Annotated in this window: 15 protein-coding genes and 1 pseudogene; 6 read left to right on the top strand and 10 right to left on the bottom strand. The window is 72.5% G+C overall.

From position 1 onward, the window contains the following. From FB467_RS07930 to FB467_RS07920, 3 genes are read right to left on the bottom strand one after another with little or no spacing between them, the layout of a single operon-like run. Positions 1 to 540, bottom strand: a complete 540-nt coding sequence (locus tag FB467_RS07930) for a PaaI family thioesterase (RefSeq protein WP_141784620.1) — start codon at positions 538 to 540, stop codon at positions 1 to 3. Next, positions 533 to 1,372, bottom strand: a complete 840-nt coding sequence (locus FB467_RS07925) for an enoyl-CoA hydratase-related protein (protein ID WP_141784619.1) — start codon at positions 1,370 to 1,372, stop codon at positions 533 to 535. Before FB467_RS07925 ends, FB467_RS07930 begins: the two co-directional genes overlap by 8 nt. A 3-nt stretch (positions 1,373 to 1,375) precedes the next feature. Further along, the gene (locus FB467_RS07920; RefSeq protein ID WP_228393109.1) at positions 1,376 to 2,647 is read right to left on the bottom strand and encodes a CaiB/BaiF CoA transferase family protein; all 1,272 of its coding nucleotides are present in this window, start codon (positions 2,645 to 2,647) and stop codon (positions 1,376 to 1,378) included. A 127-nt stretch (positions 2,648 to 2,774) separates the two neighbouring features. Here FB467_RS07920 and FB467_RS07915 point away from each other — a divergent pair, with 127 nt between their 5' ends. Both FB467_RS07915 and FB467_RS07910 read left to right on the top strand, forming a co-directional pair. After that, complete coding sequence (locus FB467_RS07915) at positions 2,775 to 3,593, top strand: IclR family transcriptional regulator (RefSeq protein WP_141784617.1); 819 nt, start codon at positions 2,775 to 2,777, stop codon at positions 3,591 to 3,593. A 25-nt stretch (positions 3,594 to 3,618) separates the two neighbouring features. After that, a complete protein-coding gene (locus FB467_RS07910; protein ID WP_141784616.1) occupies positions 3,619 to 4,716 on the top strand; it encodes a mandelate racemase/muconate lactonizing enzyme family protein in 1,098 nt (365 codons plus the stop codon). A 21-nt stretch (positions 4,717 to 4,737) separates the two neighbouring features. Here the strand turns inward: FB467_RS07910 and FB467_RS07905 are convergent, their stop codons facing one another. Then, positions 4,738 to 5,988, bottom strand: coding sequence for an MFS transporter (locus FB467_RS07905; RefSeq protein ID WP_141784615.1), 1,251 nt, complete (start codon positions 5,986 to 5,988; stop codon positions 4,738 to 4,740). A gap of 48 nt (positions 5,989 to 6,036) precedes the next feature. Here FB467_RS07905 and FB467_RS07900 point away from each other — a divergent pair, with 48 nt between their 5' ends. Continuing rightward, positions 6,037 to 6,897 carry an IclR family transcriptional regulator gene (locus FB467_RS07900; RefSeq protein WP_170230630.1) on the top strand — a complete coding sequence of 287 codons (861 nt, stop codon included), beginning with the start codon at positions 6,037 to 6,039 and terminating at the stop codon, positions 6,895 to 6,897. On the opposite strand, the gene FB467_RS07895 is transcribed toward FB467_RS07900, so the two are convergent. Beyond that, entirely contained in the window at positions 6,845 to 7,438 is a 594-nt protein-coding gene (locus tag FB467_RS07895) for a biotin transporter BioY (RefSeq protein WP_228393111.1), read from the bottom strand. The genes FB467_RS07900 and FB467_RS07895 overlap by 53 nt on opposite strands. A 95-nt stretch (positions 7,439 to 7,533) precedes the next feature. Next, positions 7,534 to 8,421, bottom strand: coding sequence for a LysR family transcriptional regulator (locus tag FB467_RS07890; RefSeq protein ID WP_141784613.1), 888 nt, complete (start codon positions 8,419 to 8,421; stop codon positions 7,534 to 7,536). Positions 8,422 to 8,502: 81 nt separating this feature from the next. Between FB467_RS07890 and FB467_RS07885 the strand changes: the two genes are divergently transcribed. Then, a complete protein-coding gene (locus FB467_RS07885; protein ID WP_141784612.1) occupies positions 8,503 to 9,504 on the top strand; it encodes a DMT family transporter in 1,002 nt (333 codons plus the stop codon). On the opposite strand, the gene FB467_RS18960 is transcribed toward FB467_RS07885, so the two are convergent. Both FB467_RS18960 and FB467_RS19295 read right to left on the bottom strand, forming a co-directional pair. After that, the gene (locus FB467_RS18960; protein ID WP_244932787.1) at positions 9,456 to 9,800 is read right to left on the bottom strand and encodes a hypothetical protein; all 345 of its coding nucleotides are present in this window, start codon (positions 9,798 to 9,800) and stop codon (positions 9,456 to 9,458) included. The genes FB467_RS07885 and FB467_RS18960 overlap by 49 nt on opposite strands. A gap of 77 nt (positions 9,801 to 9,877) precedes the next feature. Continuing rightward, positions 9,878 to 10,201: pseudogene (locus FB467_RS19295) on the bottom strand (SAM-dependent methyltransferase); the annotation flags it as partial. 153 nt (positions 10,202 to 10,354) lie between these two features. Between FB467_RS19295 and FB467_RS07875 the strand changes: the two are divergent. Beyond that, positions 10,355 to 11,806, top strand: a complete 1,452-nt coding sequence (locus tag FB467_RS07875; protein ID WP_228393113.1) for an FAD-binding oxidoreductase — start codon at positions 10,355 to 10,357, stop codon at positions 11,804 to 11,806. Between the two features lie 13 nt (positions 11,807 to 11,819). On the opposite strand, the gene FB467_RS07870 is transcribed toward FB467_RS07875, so the two are convergent. Further along, positions 11,820 to 12,833 (bottom strand): hypothetical protein, encoded by a 1,014-nt coding sequence (locus FB467_RS07870; RefSeq protein WP_141784611.1) that lies wholly within the window; start codon positions 12,831 to 12,833, stop codon positions 11,820 to 11,822. An 80-nt stretch (positions 12,834 to 12,913) separates the two neighbouring features. Here FB467_RS07870 and FB467_RS07865 point away from each other — a divergent pair, with 80 nt between their 5' ends. Next, the gene (locus tag FB467_RS07865; protein WP_141784610.1) at positions 12,914 to 14,209 is read left to right on the top strand and encodes a class I SAM-dependent methyltransferase; all 1,296 of its coding nucleotides are present in this window, start codon (positions 12,914 to 12,916) and stop codon (positions 14,207 to 14,209) included. 120 nt (positions 14,210 to 14,329) lie between these two features. Here FB467_RS07865 and FB467_RS07860 read toward each other — a convergent pair whose 3' ends face one another. After that, positions 14,330 to 15,463, bottom strand: a complete 1,134-nt coding sequence (locus tag FB467_RS07860) for an AI-2E family transporter (protein ID WP_141784609.1) — start codon at positions 15,461 to 15,463, stop codon at positions 14,330 to 14,332. Between the last annotated feature and the right edge of the window lie 69 nt (positions 15,464 to 15,532).

Here is a 15,532-nt window from a genome sequence, read left to right as displayed (position 1 = left end):
TTACTTCCTCCTACCGGCTTCCTTGCCGGTCTGGTGCCCAGTCGCTCCGTCGTGGACCGGGTGGGCGGGGTGGTTGGTGGATGCATCGAGCCGGTGCCAGGAACCAACCCCGTGGGCGATCTCCCGCCCATCCGGGTCGGTCATCCGGGACTCGATGTGGACGATCCGGCGGCCCTCCCGCAGGAACGTGGCGGTGCACGTCCCCGTCGTGGTCAGCGGGCGGAAGAACCGGAGTTGCATCTCGATGGTCATCGCGGCGCTCAGGAAGTGCCGGGACAGGTGCCCCATCGAGATGTCCATGGCGGTGGTGATGATGCCGCCGTGGACGCTGCCCTGCGGGTTGGTCAGGTGCGTGGCGTAGGGCAGGACGACGGTGCAGGAACGGGCCGCCTCGTCGTAGCCGATCTGCAGGCCCAGGAACCGGGACAGGAAGAAGTCGCCGAACTCCTGGGCATCCGAGGCGGCCGCGTCGCTGGCGGCGCGGACCGCGCCGGCGAAGGCCGGCTCGGCGGCACCCTCGGAACGGGCCAGCTCAGCCATCGGCCCCGGTCCAGGTGAAGACCGGCGGACGCTTCTCCATGAAGGACCGCACCCCCTCGGCGAAGTCGACCGTGTCGAAGGAGGAGTTGCGCAGGTCCAGGGTGGCCTGGTCGTCGGCCACCTGGCCGGTGGTCACCTTGCCGACCATGACCTTGCCCGCCCGGACGCTGAACTGGGCGCGGCTGGCCACGGTGGCGGCGAACTCGTAGGTGTAGGTCTCCAGCTCCTCCGGCGCCAACAGCTCGTCGAACAGCCCGAGCTCCAGGGCCCGCTGGGCCTGGATCTGCAGCCCCGACATGAGGATCCACTTGGCCCGGGAGGGTCCCGCCAGGTCGACCACGCGCTTGGTGGACTCCAGGCTGTAGACCAGCCCGAGCTTGGCCGGGGTGATCGCGAACTTGGCGTTGGTGTCGGCGAACCTGATGTCGCAGGACAGCGCGAGGCCGGCCCCGCCGCCGATGCAGAAGCCGTGGATCATCGCAATCGTGGGCTTGCTCATCTCCTCGATGGCGTGCTCGGCCGCGGCGACCTTCTCGTTGTAGTTCTTGGCCTTCGTGGCGTCGCTGCGCTCCTGCTCGAACTCCTTGATGTCCGCGCCGGAGGCGAACGACTTGTCGCCGGCCCCACGGATGATGACGACCTTCACGTCCGGGTCGGCGTCCAGCGTCCGCAGCAGGTCCGGGAGGGCCCGGTACATTCCGATGTTGATCGCGTTGCGGCTGCGCTCCCGGTTCAGGGTCAGCGTGGCGACCCCGCCCTCCTGGGTGACCAGGAGGTCCTCGGTGCGGTCGGCCGGCTCGGCAGCCTGGGTCGCGGTGGCGTGCTCGGTCATCGGTCAGTTCCCTCTCGTCGCGGAGGCCGGCTGCGCGACGGCGCCCCGGTCCTCGGGTCGGTCCTGCTGCAGGTCGGGGTGGGCGTCGAAGGCGGCGCCCGAGGCATACATCGCCTCGATGGCCTCCTCGTCCACGCCGACCTCGCGCAGCAGCTCGGTGGTGTGCTGGCCGAGCCAGGGGGCGGGGCCGCGGACCCCGTACTCGGGCAGGTTGGAGAACTTCGTCGGGGGTCCGATCGTCTTCATCGGGCCGATGATCGGGTGCTCGACCTCGGTGACCACCCCGCGGTCCACGATCTGCGGGTCTGCGAGGGCGTCGTCGTAGGTGAGCACGGGGCCGCAGGGGACGCCGGCGCGGTCGACCGCCTCGATCCACTCGTCGGTGGTGCGGGTGACGGTGATCGCCTCGATCTCGGCCTCGAGCTCCTCGATGTTGGCCATCCGGTCCGGCAGGGTGGCGAAGCGCGGGTCCTCCAGCCACTCCGGCCGCTCGAGCGCGGTGGTGGCCAGCCGCTCCCAGAGGCGGTCGTTCGCGGCCCCGATCGTGACGAATCCGTCGGAGGTGCGGAACGCCTGGTAGGGGGTGGAGCGGCGGTGCCGGGTGCCGGTCGCCTGCGGGACCTCGCCGGAGCCGAAGTAGGCGCCGGACTCCCACACGGTCCAGGCCAGCCCGGCCTCCACCAGGGAGATGTCCATCGACTGGCCCTCACCGGTGCGCATCCGGTGGATGTGCGCCCCGAGGATGGAGTATGCGGCGGTGGCGCCGGCGGCGATGTCGTTGATCGCGATCCCGACCTTGGCGGGGCGCTGGCCGTCACCGGTCATCCGCATCAGCCCGCTGAGCCCCTGCGCCATGATGTCGAAGCCCGGGCGGTGCCGGTAGGGGCCGGTCTGCCCGAAGCCGGAGATGGAGCAGTAGATGATGTCCTCGCGCAGCGCCTTGACCTGCTCGTAGTCGATGCCGAGCTTGGTCGCCACGCCCGGCCGGAAGTTCTCGATGACCACGTCGGCGGTCTTGACCAGCTCGCGGAACCCGGCCAGGCCCTCCTCGGTCTTCAGGTCGAGGGAGACGCTGCGCTTGCTCCGGTTCGGCATCGCCGAGGGGTAGCTCTCGCCGTTCACCTTGGGAGCCAGCCGGCGCGAGTCGTCGCCGGTGTGCGGCTGCTCCACCTTGATGACATCGGCGCCCAGCTCGGCCAGCACGAGGGTGCAGTAGGGGCCGGAGAGGAATCTCGTGAGGTCGAGGACGCGGAATCCGTCGAGAGGGAGCATCATCGCCGCCTTTCCTGTATTGTGGGATGCAATCTCACATATTGGGATAACTGGAGCCATACACTAGGTGGCTGCTGAGGACGGGTCAAGAGCCTTTTCCCGGACGCGACTCGACGAGGAGGACGCAGCGATGACGGAGCCACCACGCCCCCGGGTGCAGTCGATCGATCGGGCGGTGAGCATCCTGCGCTGCTTCGATGCGACCCACCCCGAGCTCGGCATCACCGAGCTGGCCGGACGGACCGGCCTGTCCACCAGCACGGTCCACCGGCTGCTGGGCTCGATGGCCGACAACGAGCTCGTCCGGCAGACCACGGACCGGCGCTACGCCCTCGGGCCGCTCGTGGTGCGTCTCGCGCACGGGGGCGCGCTGGCCAGCACCTGGCGCACCGCGGCCCTCCCGCTGGCCAAGCAGCTGCGGGACGAGGTGAACGAGACGGTCGGGATCCACGAGCACCTCCCCGGAGGGCGGCGCGCCGTCGTCGACCAGGTCGAGAGCCGGCAGGAACTGCGACGGACCTACACCGAGTTCGGCATCCCGATCCCGATCGCGCACGGCGCCCCCGGGAAGGCGATGTTGGCCTACCTTCCCGTCGCGGAGCAGGAGCGGGTGCTGACCGAGCCGATCGCCCCGGCGACCGACCGGACCATCACCGACCCCGACCGGCTCCGCGTCGACCTGGCCCTCATCCGGGAGCGGGGGTGGGCCTACTCCGACGCCGAACGCACCCCGGGCATCCGCTCCTTCGCCGCCCCGGTCCTGGACTTCGGCGGCACCATCCTGGGCGCGATCGGCCTGTCCGTCCCCGCGCTCCGGGTGACCGAGACGCGCAAGGCCGAGTTCGGCGAGCGCATCCGGGCCGTCGCCTTCGCGGTCTCGCGCGAGCTGGGCGCCTCGGAGGAGTCGCTCCGCGCCGCGGTCGAGCGCGCCACTCCCCCCGCCGGCTGACCCGACACCACGCACAGGAGGCCCGATGTTCCGACTGCACGCCCTGACCGCCCGGGTGCACCGGGCACCCGTCCGGCTCCCGCTGCTGGCCGAGCCGGCCGGAAACCGCCGGTTCGTCTCCTGCCAGATCGTCACCGACGGTGGGATCACCGGCTTCGGGGTCACCGGTCAGCTGTTGCCCACCGCGATCCGCGCGGTGCTGGTGGACGAGCTCTTCCCGCTGCTCCGGGGGCAGGACGTGCGCCGGGTCGAGGCGATCCACGACCTCGTCGCCCGGCGGCTCAACCAGCGCCGGTTCACCGGGGTGATCGCCAGCGCGCTCGCCGCCCTGGACGTGGCACTGTGGGACGCGTACGGCAGGGGCGTCGACCGTCCGGTCCACGCGCTGCTGGGTGGGCACCGGACGGAGGTGCCCGCCTACGTGACCTTCGGCGCCTCCCGGTATGCCGTGGACGAGCTCGTCGAGGCCGCTCGCCAGCAGGTCGCGGCCGGCACGGACTGCCTGAAGATGGTCGTCGGGGGACGGCCGGGTGGTTGGCGCGAGGACGCCGAACGGATCCTGGCGGTCCGCGAGGCGATCGGCCCGGACATCGCGCTGGCCATCGACGCGAACTGCGAGTTCACCCCGCTCGAGGCGTACCGCCTGGCCCGTGCCGTCGACGGCGCCGACCTCGCCTGGTTCGAGGAGCCGCTCACCGACAACGACCCGCGGCTGCTGGCCGACCTGCGCCGCCGGATCCCGGTCCCGATCGCCACCGGTCAGATGGAGGCGGACGTGCACCGGTTGCGCCAGTTCGTCGACGCCGGCGCCGTGGACATCCTGCAGGCCAACGCGGTCTACACCTCCGGCTTCACCGAGGGCCGCAGGGTCGCCGACCTGGCCTCGGCGCACCACCTGCCGCTGGCGAGCGCCGGCGGCTGGTCGCAGGTCAACATGCACCTGATCGGTGGTCTGCGCAACGGTGCGACGGTGGAGATCCACCCCGGGCTGCAGGACATCGGCGACCGGATCTTCCCCGACGCGCCCCAACCCTCCGGTGGCAGCCTCCGGCTGCCGGACGGGCCGGGCCTGGGCATGACGGTGGACCCGGACTACCTGGAGGACACCGCACTGTCCGGTTGAGCGGATCCCGCGGGGGGGGGATCAGCCGACCGGGATGCCGGCCCGCCTCCGGGTGGTCCGGTTCGCGTGCTCGGAATAGCGGGGCACCCAGCGCCCCAGGGCAGCGGCGGCCGCGCCGCCCAGGGCACTGGTGACCCAGATCCCCCCGGCGAGCGAACCCAACGCCGCCCCTGCGGAGATGACCATCGGCCCCGCGGCGTCGCCGCAGTCCTGGAAGAGCCGCCATACCCCGAGGAAGGCCGAGCGCTCGCCGGGCGGCGCGACGTCGGCCCCGATCGTCATGATGATGCCGGAGCCGATGCCGTTGCCCACCCCGAGGACGGCGGCCACGACGGCCAGCGCGGGCACGGATCCCGCCAGCGGCAGCACCGCCATCGCCAGCGCCATCAGCAGCATCGAGGGGATCCCGATCCACAACCGCCCGAAGCTGTCCATCACCTTGCCCGCCGGGTAGAACAGCAGCATGTCCAGGGCGCCGGACAGCCCGAAGATGATGGAGATGACCTCGGGGTCCAGGCCGAGGTGCTCGCCCCACAGGGGCAGCACGGTCTGGCGGGCCCCACGGACCGAGCCGACCAGGAAGGTCGTCACCCCCAGGGTGAGGAAGAGCCGGCGGTAGCGGACCAGCAACTGCGGGATCGAGCTGCGCTCGGGTGCGGGGCCGTCCGCCGGAGCCCGGCGGGCGGGTTCCCGGACAGCCACGAGCACGACGGCCGCCAGCCCGGAGCATCCGGCCGCGAGCCAGTAGGCGGGTCGGATCGAGGTCCCGAAGACCACCGCCGCGCCGAGGAACGGCCCGATGAAGTAGCCGATCCGGTGCATCCCGCCCAGCGTGGACAGCACCCGGGCACGCCGGTCCGGCGGCGTGATCTCGGTCAGGTAGGCGTGCCGCGCGAGGTTGAACACCGCGGTGGAGGCCCCCAGGACCAGGGCACCCGCACCGAGCACGAACAGGTGCGGCGCCAGGGCCATCGCGCCGAAGGCGACCACCCCGACCAGCGCCGCCACGAGCATCGCCAGCTGGTCACCAAACCGGGCGGCCAGCGCCCCGGCCGGGATGTCGGTGAGCACCTTGCCCAACGGCATCAGGGAGGCCACCAGCCCGGCGACCGCCAGGTCCCCGCCGAGCCGGACCGCGCTGAGCGGCAGGAGCGGGATGATCACGCCGATCGCGATGCCGAAGAGCAACGAGGGGGTGAAGGTGCCCAGCACCACTGTCCGCATCGGGAACATGGGCTCGCGCGACTGCCCGGCCGGCCCCTTGACGCCCATACGACCACTCCCTACGGTGTTCACTATGCGAACAGGACCACTCAACTTGTGAACAGCACTCCACCACCGGTCCTGCAATCGGTCAAGCGCGCCCTCGATGTCCTGGTCGCCTTCGAGGCCGCCGAACCCGTGCAGACCCCCGCCCAGGTTGCGAGCCGACTCGGCCTGAACCGCACCACGGCCTGGCGCTACCTGGTGACGCTGGCTGCCTCGGGGCTGGTCCGGGAACTGCCCGGGGGGCGCTTCGCGCTCGGGGGTCGCACGGTCGCGCTGGCCGAGTCCTACACCCACCAGTGGGGCAGGTTCGGCTCGGCCGGTGGCGTGGCCCTGGTCCGGTTGCGGGACGCCACGGGCGAGACGGCGGCGCTGCACATCCGGGAGGGCTGGACGCGCGTCCCGATCCGCCAGGTCGAGTCCCAACACGAGTTGCACCGGACCTACCGCGACCTGGGCGAGCCGGTCTCACTGCTGGTCGGGTCACCCTCGCTGGCCATCCTGGCGAACCTGAGCGAGCAGGAGCAGGCCTCCTACCTGGACTCCCACGCCGACCTTGCGCCGGAGGGGCGCGACGAGGTGCTCCGGAGGCTGGCCGGGGTGCGCGCCCAGGGGTATGCCACGACCGAGGGCGCCCGCGCGCCGAACGTCTCCTCCGTGGCCGCCCCCGTCCGGGACCGCCACGGCCGGGTGCTGGGCGCGATCAACGTGACGGGACCGGAGCAGCGGTTCACCGCCGACTCGGTGCCCCGGTTTATCGCCGAGGTCACCGGGACCGCCGGGTGGATCGAGGAGCAGCTGCGCGACACGGACGGCGCGGGGGCGGCGACGCCCCGACGCCGGACGGCCAGCTCCGGGAGCGTCAGCCCCGGTGGCCGACCACGTCGGGCAGCGCCCGCACCACGGCCGCGGTGACCGCCCCCGCGACGGCGGCCTTCACCAGGTCCCCGGGGATGAAGGCCCACATCACCGTGCTCATCGCCTGGCCCACCGACATCCCGGCGACCTGGGCGAACCAGGGCACCCCCACGGCATACAGCACCGGGATGCCGACCGCGGCGGCCCCGAAGAGGGCCAGCGGCAGCCGGGCCCCGTGCACGCGTCGCAGCGCCCAGCGGGCGAGCAGGCCGACCACGATCGCCATCGGCACGAACCCGACCAGGAAGCCACCGGTGGGCCCGGCGAAGAGTCCGAGGCCCCCCTTCAGCCCGCTGGCCACGGGCAGCCCGATCGCGATCAGCGCGAGGTAGACGAGCACGGCCGCCGCCCCGCGCCACGGCCCGAGGATAGCGGCGGCCAGCGCGACCCCGAGGGTCTGCAGCGTCACCGGCACCGAGCCCCCGAGCAGGTAGAGGCCCGGCACGATCGCCAGGGCGACGATCAGGGCGGCGAAGACGGCCACGCGGGCGGAGTCGCGGACGGCGCTGTCACGCAGCGCGGCGGTGGGTGCGGTCACGGCACACAGTGAACCGCACCGGGGTGCGAGTGCTCCACCCCGGGGAGCCCTTCGCGTCCCGCGGCGCCGGTCAGGTGCTGGCCAGCGGTTGCCGGTCAGCGGCCGGCCAGCTCCCGGAGCAGCTCCACGGTCCGCCGCGCGGGCGGGGTCGCGGCCACGCCGTCGCGCACCAGCACCCGGATCGTCCGGACCGGGGTCGGGTCCACCAGCGGCACCGGCACGACCCCCGCCGGCAGCACCCGGCAGGCGAGCTCGGGCATCACGGTGATCCCGAGGTCGTGGGCCACGAAGGCCAGGGCCGTGGCGAAGTCGTGGGTGTCGACCGTAAACCTCGGGTGGAAGCCGCAGGCGGCCGCGGCGTCGATGGCCAACGAGCGGCACGGCGCGCCCGGGATGTCGTTGTCGACCCAGGGCTCGTCCTCCAGCTCGGCCATCTCGACCCGCTCCCGCCGGGCGAACCGGTGCCCCGCGGGCACCACGACCAGGTAGGGGTCCTCGAGCAGGTCGTGGGACCGGTAGCCCACCGGCGGCGCCGGGTGGAGGCGGGCGACCGAGAGCTCCAGGTCCGGCGCCGCCGCGTGGGGCGTCGGGGCCAGCTCGGCGTGCTGCAGCACCAGCCGCAGGTCGGGGAACTCCCCGTCCAGGGCGGCCACGACCCGGGGCATCCAGGCGGCGCCGACCGAGGCGAAGTAGCGCAGCACCAGGGTGCCGCTGCGTCCCGCCCGCAGGTTGTCCACCACGTCCTGCACCCCGGCGAGCGCACCGAGCACGTCGTCGCTGGCCGAGGCGAGACTGCGCCCGGCGGCGGTCGGCTCGATCCCCCGCCCGGCCCGTTCCACGAGGGTCAGCCCCGTCTCGCGGGACAGCGTCGCCAGGTGCTGGCTGACGGCGGACGGGGTGTAGCCCAGCAGTGCGGCCGCCCCCTGGACCGAGCCGGTCGAGACGACGGAACGCAGCACCCGGAGCCGGTGGACGTCGAGCATCCCCCGATACTACAGTAACGCTTAAGTTTCGTGAAGAAAGATTCGCTTGTGCTTACGCGTTCTGCCCCGCAGGCTTGACCCATGGCCAGCACTGCCCTCCCGCAGCCACCACCTGCCGCCGACACCCGGCCCGGCGCGTCGTCGGGCTCCCGCGCCGGTCTCCTGGCGGTCCTGGCGGTGCTGGTGACGATGACCTTCTGGGCATCTTCCTTCGTCGCCATCCGGTATGTCGGCCCGCACCTCTCCCCCGGACCGCTCGCCCTCATCCGCGTCGTCGTCGCGACCGCGGTGCTGGCCCCGTTCGTGCTCCGTCGCGGTCTGGCGGTGCCGCGGGGCCGGGGGTGGCTGCTGGTCGGCAGCTATGCCGCGCTGTGGATGGCCCTCTACTCGGTGGTGCTCAACGCCGCCGAGCACCACCTGGACGCCGGCACCGCGGCCATGCTGGTCAACGTGGCGCCCATCCTGGTGACGCTCTGGGTCGGCTTCGTGCAGCGCGCCGGCTTCACCGTGCCCCTGGTCGCCGGGCTGGTCGTCGCCTTCTCCGGCGTGGGGATCATCGCGCTGGGCGCGGAGGACACGCAGCGCGACCTGACCGGGGTGCTGCTCGGCCTGCTCGCCGCGACCCTCTACGCCGCCGGCGTGCTCCTGCAGAAGGGCGCGCTGCGCACCATCGACCCCCTGTCCGCGACCTGGTGGGGCACCGCGCTCGGCTCCGTCGCCCTGGTGTTCTACGTCCCCTCGACCGTCGTCGAGGTCGCCGCGGCGCCCACGGGGGCGGTCCTGGCCGCGGTCTACATGGGGGTCTTCTCCACGGCCGTGGCGTTCAGCCTCTGGGCCTACGCGCTGCGCCGGGTCGACGCGGCACGGCTGAGCCTGAGCAGCTACCTGGTCCCGGCGATCGCCGTGCTCCTGTCCTGGGCCCTGCTGGCCGAGGTACCCACCGTCCACGGCATGGTCGGCGGGTCGCTGTGCCTGGTCGGGGTCGCGGTCAGCCGGCTGCGTGGCGGGCGGCGCGGCCCGGCGGGGCGGGCTGGTCAGCGACGGATCAGCGCGAAGGCCCCCCAGCCGAGGAACTCCCGCTGATAGGTCACGTGCTGTAGGGGAGCCCGGTCCAGTTCGTCGCGCACCTCAGCAGCCAGTTCGTCGCCGGGGTTGGCGTCCAGCCAGGCACGCAGGTTCCACCACTGGGCGGCGACGTAGCGGTCCCAGCTGTCCTGGTCGGCCAACACCATCTCGACCAGGTCCCACCCGAGTTCACCGAACAGGCCGACGAGCCCCGGCAGGGTCCGGAAGTCCTCGACCGACGTGGCGTGACACCCCGCCAAGGTCGCCTCGTCCTCCGGCTCCCGCCGCCAGTAGGGCTCGCCCACCAGCGCCACACCCCCGGGGCGCAGGCTGCGGCCAAGAGTTCGAGGGTGCCCGGCACGCCACCTCCGATCCAGGTGGCACCGCAGCACGCGGCCACGTCCACCGGCTCCGGCGCGACGTAGCCCGCCGCGTCGCCGTGCACGAAGGCCACCTGCCCATTCACCCCAAGGTCCGCGGCACGCTCCCGTGCTGCGGCGACGAAGTCGGTGCTGATGTCCACCCCGGTCCCGACGATGTCGTGGTCCCGCGCCCAGGTGCAGAGCAACTCCCCCTTCCCGCAGGCCAGGTCCAGCACGCGGCTGCCCGGCGAGAGGTGCAGGGCCTCCCCGAGCGCGGCCAGCTTCGCGGGGGTGAACGGGTCCAGGATCCGGTGGCTGGACTCCCGGATGCCGAAGATGCGGGGCAGGTCCACGCGGACTCCTCTCCTCAGGTCCGTGACGGTAGACGGCGACGGCACGGACCCGCCACGGGTTTAACCGCGCGCGTCGGGCGGCGTCCGGTTCCACCCCGACTCGCCGGATGGTGGCTGCCTGATCCCTTGGCCCGGCCGGTGCAGGAGGGCAGGATGGGGACCGGAGGTGGTTCCGGGATGGTGACCCCGCAGATGCCGGGCCCCCGCACGAGCGAGCACGAGGCCGCCGTCAGGGCCCTGACCCAGGACTACGCCCGGCTGCCGGCGGACCAGCCGGTGCGCCTGGCCAAGGCCACGTCCAACCTGTTCCGGCCGCGCACCGAGGCTACCCACCGGCTGGACGTCTCGGCCTTCACCGGCGTCATCTCCCTCGACCCGCCCGACCACACCGGCACGGCCACGGCACGCGTCGCCGGCATGACGACATACGAACAGCTCGTCGACGAGCTCCTCCCCCACGGCTACATGCCGCTCGTCGTCCCGCAGCTCAAGACCATCACGCTCGGTGGCGCGGTCACCGGCCTGGGTATCGAGTCCACCTCCTTCCGCAACGGCCTGCCGCACGAGTCGGTGCGTGAGCTGCAGATCCTCACCGGCAGCGGCGAGGTGGTCACCGCCACGCCGGCCGGGCCGCACGCCGACCTGTTCCGGGCCTTCCCCAACTCCTACGGCTCCCTCGGGTATGCCGTGGGGCTGGTCATCGAGCTCGAGCCGGTCCGGCCGTATGTCGAGCTGCGGCACGTGCGGTTCACCCACCTGGCCGAGGTGACCGCCGCGATCGGGGAGGTGATGGCGACCCGGCAGTGGGACGGGCAGGCCGTGGACTTCCTGGACGGCGTGGTCTTCTCGGGCACCGAGTCCTACCTGACGCTCGGCCGGTGGGCCGACCGGGTCGAGGGGCAACCCGGGCCGAACGACTACACCGGGCAGCAGATCTACTACCGCTCGATCCAGCACCGGCGGCGGGACGTGCTCACCGTAGCCGACTACCTGTGGCGGTGGGACACCGACTGGTTCTGGTGCTCGCGCGCGTTCGGCGCGCAGCGGCCGCGGGTCCGGCGGCTGTGGCCCAAGAAGTACCTGCGCAGCGACGTCTACTGGAAGATCGTGGCCTTCGAGCAGCAGCACGGGGTGATGGCCGCGATCGACCGGCGCCGGGGCCGCCCGGCGCAGGAGCGGGTGATCCAGGACGTGGAGATCCCGCTGGCCCGCACCACGGAGTTCCTGGAGTGGTTCCTGGCGGAGGTGCCGATCGAGCCGGTCTGGCTGTGCCCGGTGCAACTCCGCGAGCCGGGCGGGGGCGGCGCGGACGGCGGCTCGCCCTGGCCGCTGTACCCGATGCGTCCCGGGGAGCCCTACGTCAACGTGGGCTTCTGGTCGGCCGTGCCGATCCTGCCGGGCCGCGAGCACGGCGACGTGAACCGGGCGATCGAGGCCAAGGTCACCGAGCTGGACGGCCACAAGGGGCTCTACTCCGAGGCGTTCTACGACGAGGAGACCTTCGACGCGCTCTACGGCGGCGCGGCCTACCGGCCGGTCAAGCAGCGCTACGACCCCGACGGTCGCTTCCCCACCCTCTACGACAAGGCCGTCGGCGCGCACTGACTCCTGTCGGGCCTCACGATGCGAGCAGCAGGGACACCGTCAGCGCCAGCACGCCCGCGGCCAGGACGAGGACCAGCAGCCAGTTCCACCACGGGGACCGTCCCCACCGCCGCGGCGTCATGGTCGCGCCGACCACGGCTGCTGGTGGCGGGATCTCGTTGCGGAGCACCGTGTCCACGATCTGCGCGTGCCGGCGCCACTGATCGGCGGACAGCACGTCGTGGCGGACGAACTGGTAGACCAGCAACGTCGAGCCCCGGGTCTCGGCGCAGCGGGGACTCCCGGGGTCGCTCAGCAGGTCGATCAGCTCGGGGGTGAAGACCCGGGCCGCCGCGGCCTCGGCGCCGGGCGGTCCGTAGATCCGGAACGGCCGCTCCCCCGTGCGCTCGATGATCTGGGTTTCCGCCTCCCACTGCTGGGGCATCAGGGAGAGCGCCGGACGTGCCGCGGTGTCCAGCACCAGGTGCGGCACCGGCCCTCCCAGGTCCATCTCGAGGTAGCCGCAGCCGTCGACCAGTCCCTGTCCCCCGGTCCCCTCCACGGTGCCGATCTCGACCACCTGACCGTCCCGCTCCCAGGTCACCACGTCCCTCCGGCCGCGGGCCTCCGGTCCCTGGTGGAAGACCATCCCCTCGCGGTCAGCCGGCGGCGCGAAGAGCGCCAGGCCCAGACCGTTGACGCGGGCGAAATCCACCAGCTGCTTCCGCCGCGCCCAGGGGCCGGTGTCCTGACCCCCGCCGAGGAACCGGGCGGCCACGAGCAGCCCCAGACCCGGGACGATGAGGAAGAGCGAGAACCACCCCGCGTCCGCCTCCCCCTGGGCCACCACGACCACCAGGCCCACCAGGGCGAGGCCGACCAGGAACAGGCCGAGTCCGGCGGCCGCACACGAGCACCCGGCGCGCTGGGAGTCCTCCTCGGCCCGGGCCCGCTCGCCGTAGACCCCCTCGGACGCCTCACGACGGAACCGCTGCCCCTCCTCGCGGGTCAACTCGCGTTCGAGCGGGGAGAAGTCGAGCGGGGCCACCCCCGGATCCTACGGTGCGCTAGGGCGATTCACCCCGGCACGGGCGGGGGTGCAAGATGGGGGGTGGAGGTGCATCTGCGATGGCCATGACGGTCGGTGAGGCCTTCGACCGCTTCCTGGGCACCGTCCCCGGGCTGCGGGTCGAGGCATACGACGGATCGAGCGGCGGCGACCGCTCCCCCGACGCGCGGGTGCTCCGGCTGAAGAGCCCGCGGGCGCTGAACTACCTGCTCTCGGCTCCCGGCGAGGTCGGGCTCACCCGGGCATACCTGACCGACCAACTCAGCATCGACGGGATGGATGAGGGCTACCCCTACCCCGAGCTCAAGCTCCTGTTGGGCAGCCGGTCGGCGACCCGGCCGACCCTCCGGGAGGTTCCGGACCTGCTCGCCCTGGCCCGCAGCGCCGGGCTGCACCTGCCGGAGCTGCCTGCCGAGGAGACGCCGTCCCCGTTCCGGCGGCTGACCCACGGGCTCCGGCACGGCAGGGCCCGCGACGCCGAGGCCATCCACCACCACTACGACGTCTCCAACGCCTTCTACGAGCTGCTGCTCGGCCCGTCGATGACCTACACCTGCGCGGTCTACCCCACGGAGGACGCCACCCTCGAGCAGGCGCAGTCCTACAAGTACGACCTGGTGTGCCGCAAGCTCGGGCTGGAGCAGGGCATGCGGCTGCTCGACGTCGGCTGCGGCTGGGGTGGCATGGTGCGCCACGCGGTCCGGCACTACGGCGTCACCGCCCTGGGCGTCACCCTGTCCAAGGAGCAGGCCGACTGGGGCAGCGCCCGGGTCGCGGCCGAGGGCCTGGCCGACCGTGCCGAGATCCGACACAGCGACTACCGCGACGTCACCGAGCGCGGCTTCGACGCGATCTCCTCGATCGGCCTCACCGAGCACATCGGGGTGGGCAACTACCCGGCCTACTTCGCCTTCCTGCGCGAGCACCTGCGCGACGGCGGGCGGCTGCTGAACCACTGCATCACCCGCCCCACCAACCGCAAGCCCGGGGTGTCCAAGGGCTTCATCAACCGCTTCGTCTTCCCCGACGGGGAGCTGGCCGGCTCCGCCACCATCGTCCAGGTGATGGAGGACGAGGGCCTGGAGGTGCGCCACCACGAGAACCTGCGCGAGCACTACGCCCGCACCACCGGCGCCTGGTGCGAGAACCTCTCGGCCCACTGGGACGCCTCCGTCGCCGAGGCCGGCCTGGGCACCGCCCGCCTCTGGGGCCTCTACCTGGCCGGCTCCCGGCTCAACTTCGAGCGCAACCACATCCAGCTGCACCAGGTCCTCGCCTCCCGCACCAGCGCCGAGGGCGCCTCCGGCTTCCCCCTCCGCCCCGCCTGGGAGGAGCAGGCCCAGCCCCGCGAGTAGTCGGTGCCCCGCTACAGGATTATCGGGTTACCCGAGAATCCTGTACTTCGTAGCAGAACCTTCCCGGGACGAAGCGCCAGGTTCCGGGGTGAAGCAGGCGCACAGCCCGTATGCCGTGGGTCAGCTCCGCGCCGCGCTCGCCTCCCGGCGGGCCTGCCGACCCGTGGGGTCCTCGATCAGGTCGCTCGACGCCAGGAAGGATCCCAGCCACTGGGCACGGGGGTCGGAGTCGATCAGCACGGCCTTGGCGAACAGGGTCAGCGGGATCGCCAGCAGCGCGCCGAGCGGTCCGATCACCGCGGACCAGAAGATGAGTGACACGAAGGTGGTCGTGACGTTCAGCCCGACCGCGTCCCCGGCGAACTTCGGCATGATCAGGGTCTGGGTGACGAAGCTGATCAGCATGTAGCCCACGACCACCCCGATCATCGTCCCGACGCCGCCGGACAACAGGCCGAGGAGCGCCGCCGGGACCAGCCCGATGACGAACCCGATGTTCGGGATGTAGGCGGTCAGGAAGGCCAGCACCCCCCACACGAACGGCAGCGGGACGCCGAGGACGTAGAGCAGCACGACGTCCAGCGCCGCCTGCGCCAGCCCGAAGACGGTGCTCACCGCCCAGTAGCGCCCGATCCGGTCGGCGAACCCGCGCAGCGCCTCGGCGAGCTCCGGGCGGCGCTGCCCGATGAACGCCAGCCGGCGCCCGGCGTCGCCCAGGTCCAGGGTCAGGAAGGCCACGCCGAGGGCCAGGAACAGGATCGCCGTGCTCACCGACCCCACCCCGCCGAGGACCTGGCCGAGGAAGGGCAGCGCACTCACCGGCTCCACCCCGCGCAGCACATCCTGCAGGTTGCCCAGCTCGATCCCGAACCGCGCGAGCAGGTCGACCGCCTGGCCGTAGAGGTCGCCGAACTCGTCCTGGTACTGCGGCAGCACGGTCACCAGCTGGGTCAGCGCGATGCCGATCCCCAGGATCACCGCCAGCAGCACGGCATACATCAGCAGCAGCATCCCCACCGTGGCCACCCACCGCGGCACACCCCGGCCCACCGCCCACCGCCGGAGCGGGTCGACCGTCAGCACCAGTGTCAGCGCGAGGAAGATCGGCGCGGCGAACGCGGACACCTGACGCAACCCGTCGAAGGCCAGCACCAGCACGGCGGCGACCGCCAGGAAGGCCGCGCCGGTGGGCAGGAGGCCAGGGCCGAGAGACGGGGTCGGGTCCGGGGTGGTCTGTGCGGGAGGACTGCTCACCCCCTCATCATGACGGGCGGCGGCACCCGGAGCCTGCCGGGAGCGGTGGGAGGATCGGGACCGGCGGGC

Origin of the sequence: Ornithinicoccus hortensis (assembly GCF_006716185.1) — a bacterium.
GTDB lineage: Bacteria > Actinomycetota > Actinomycetes > Actinomycetales > Dermatophilaceae > Ornithinicoccus > Ornithinicoccus hortensis.
Note: the sequence above shows the minus strand (reverse complement) of the source record. Positions and strands in the feature narration are given on the sequence as shown.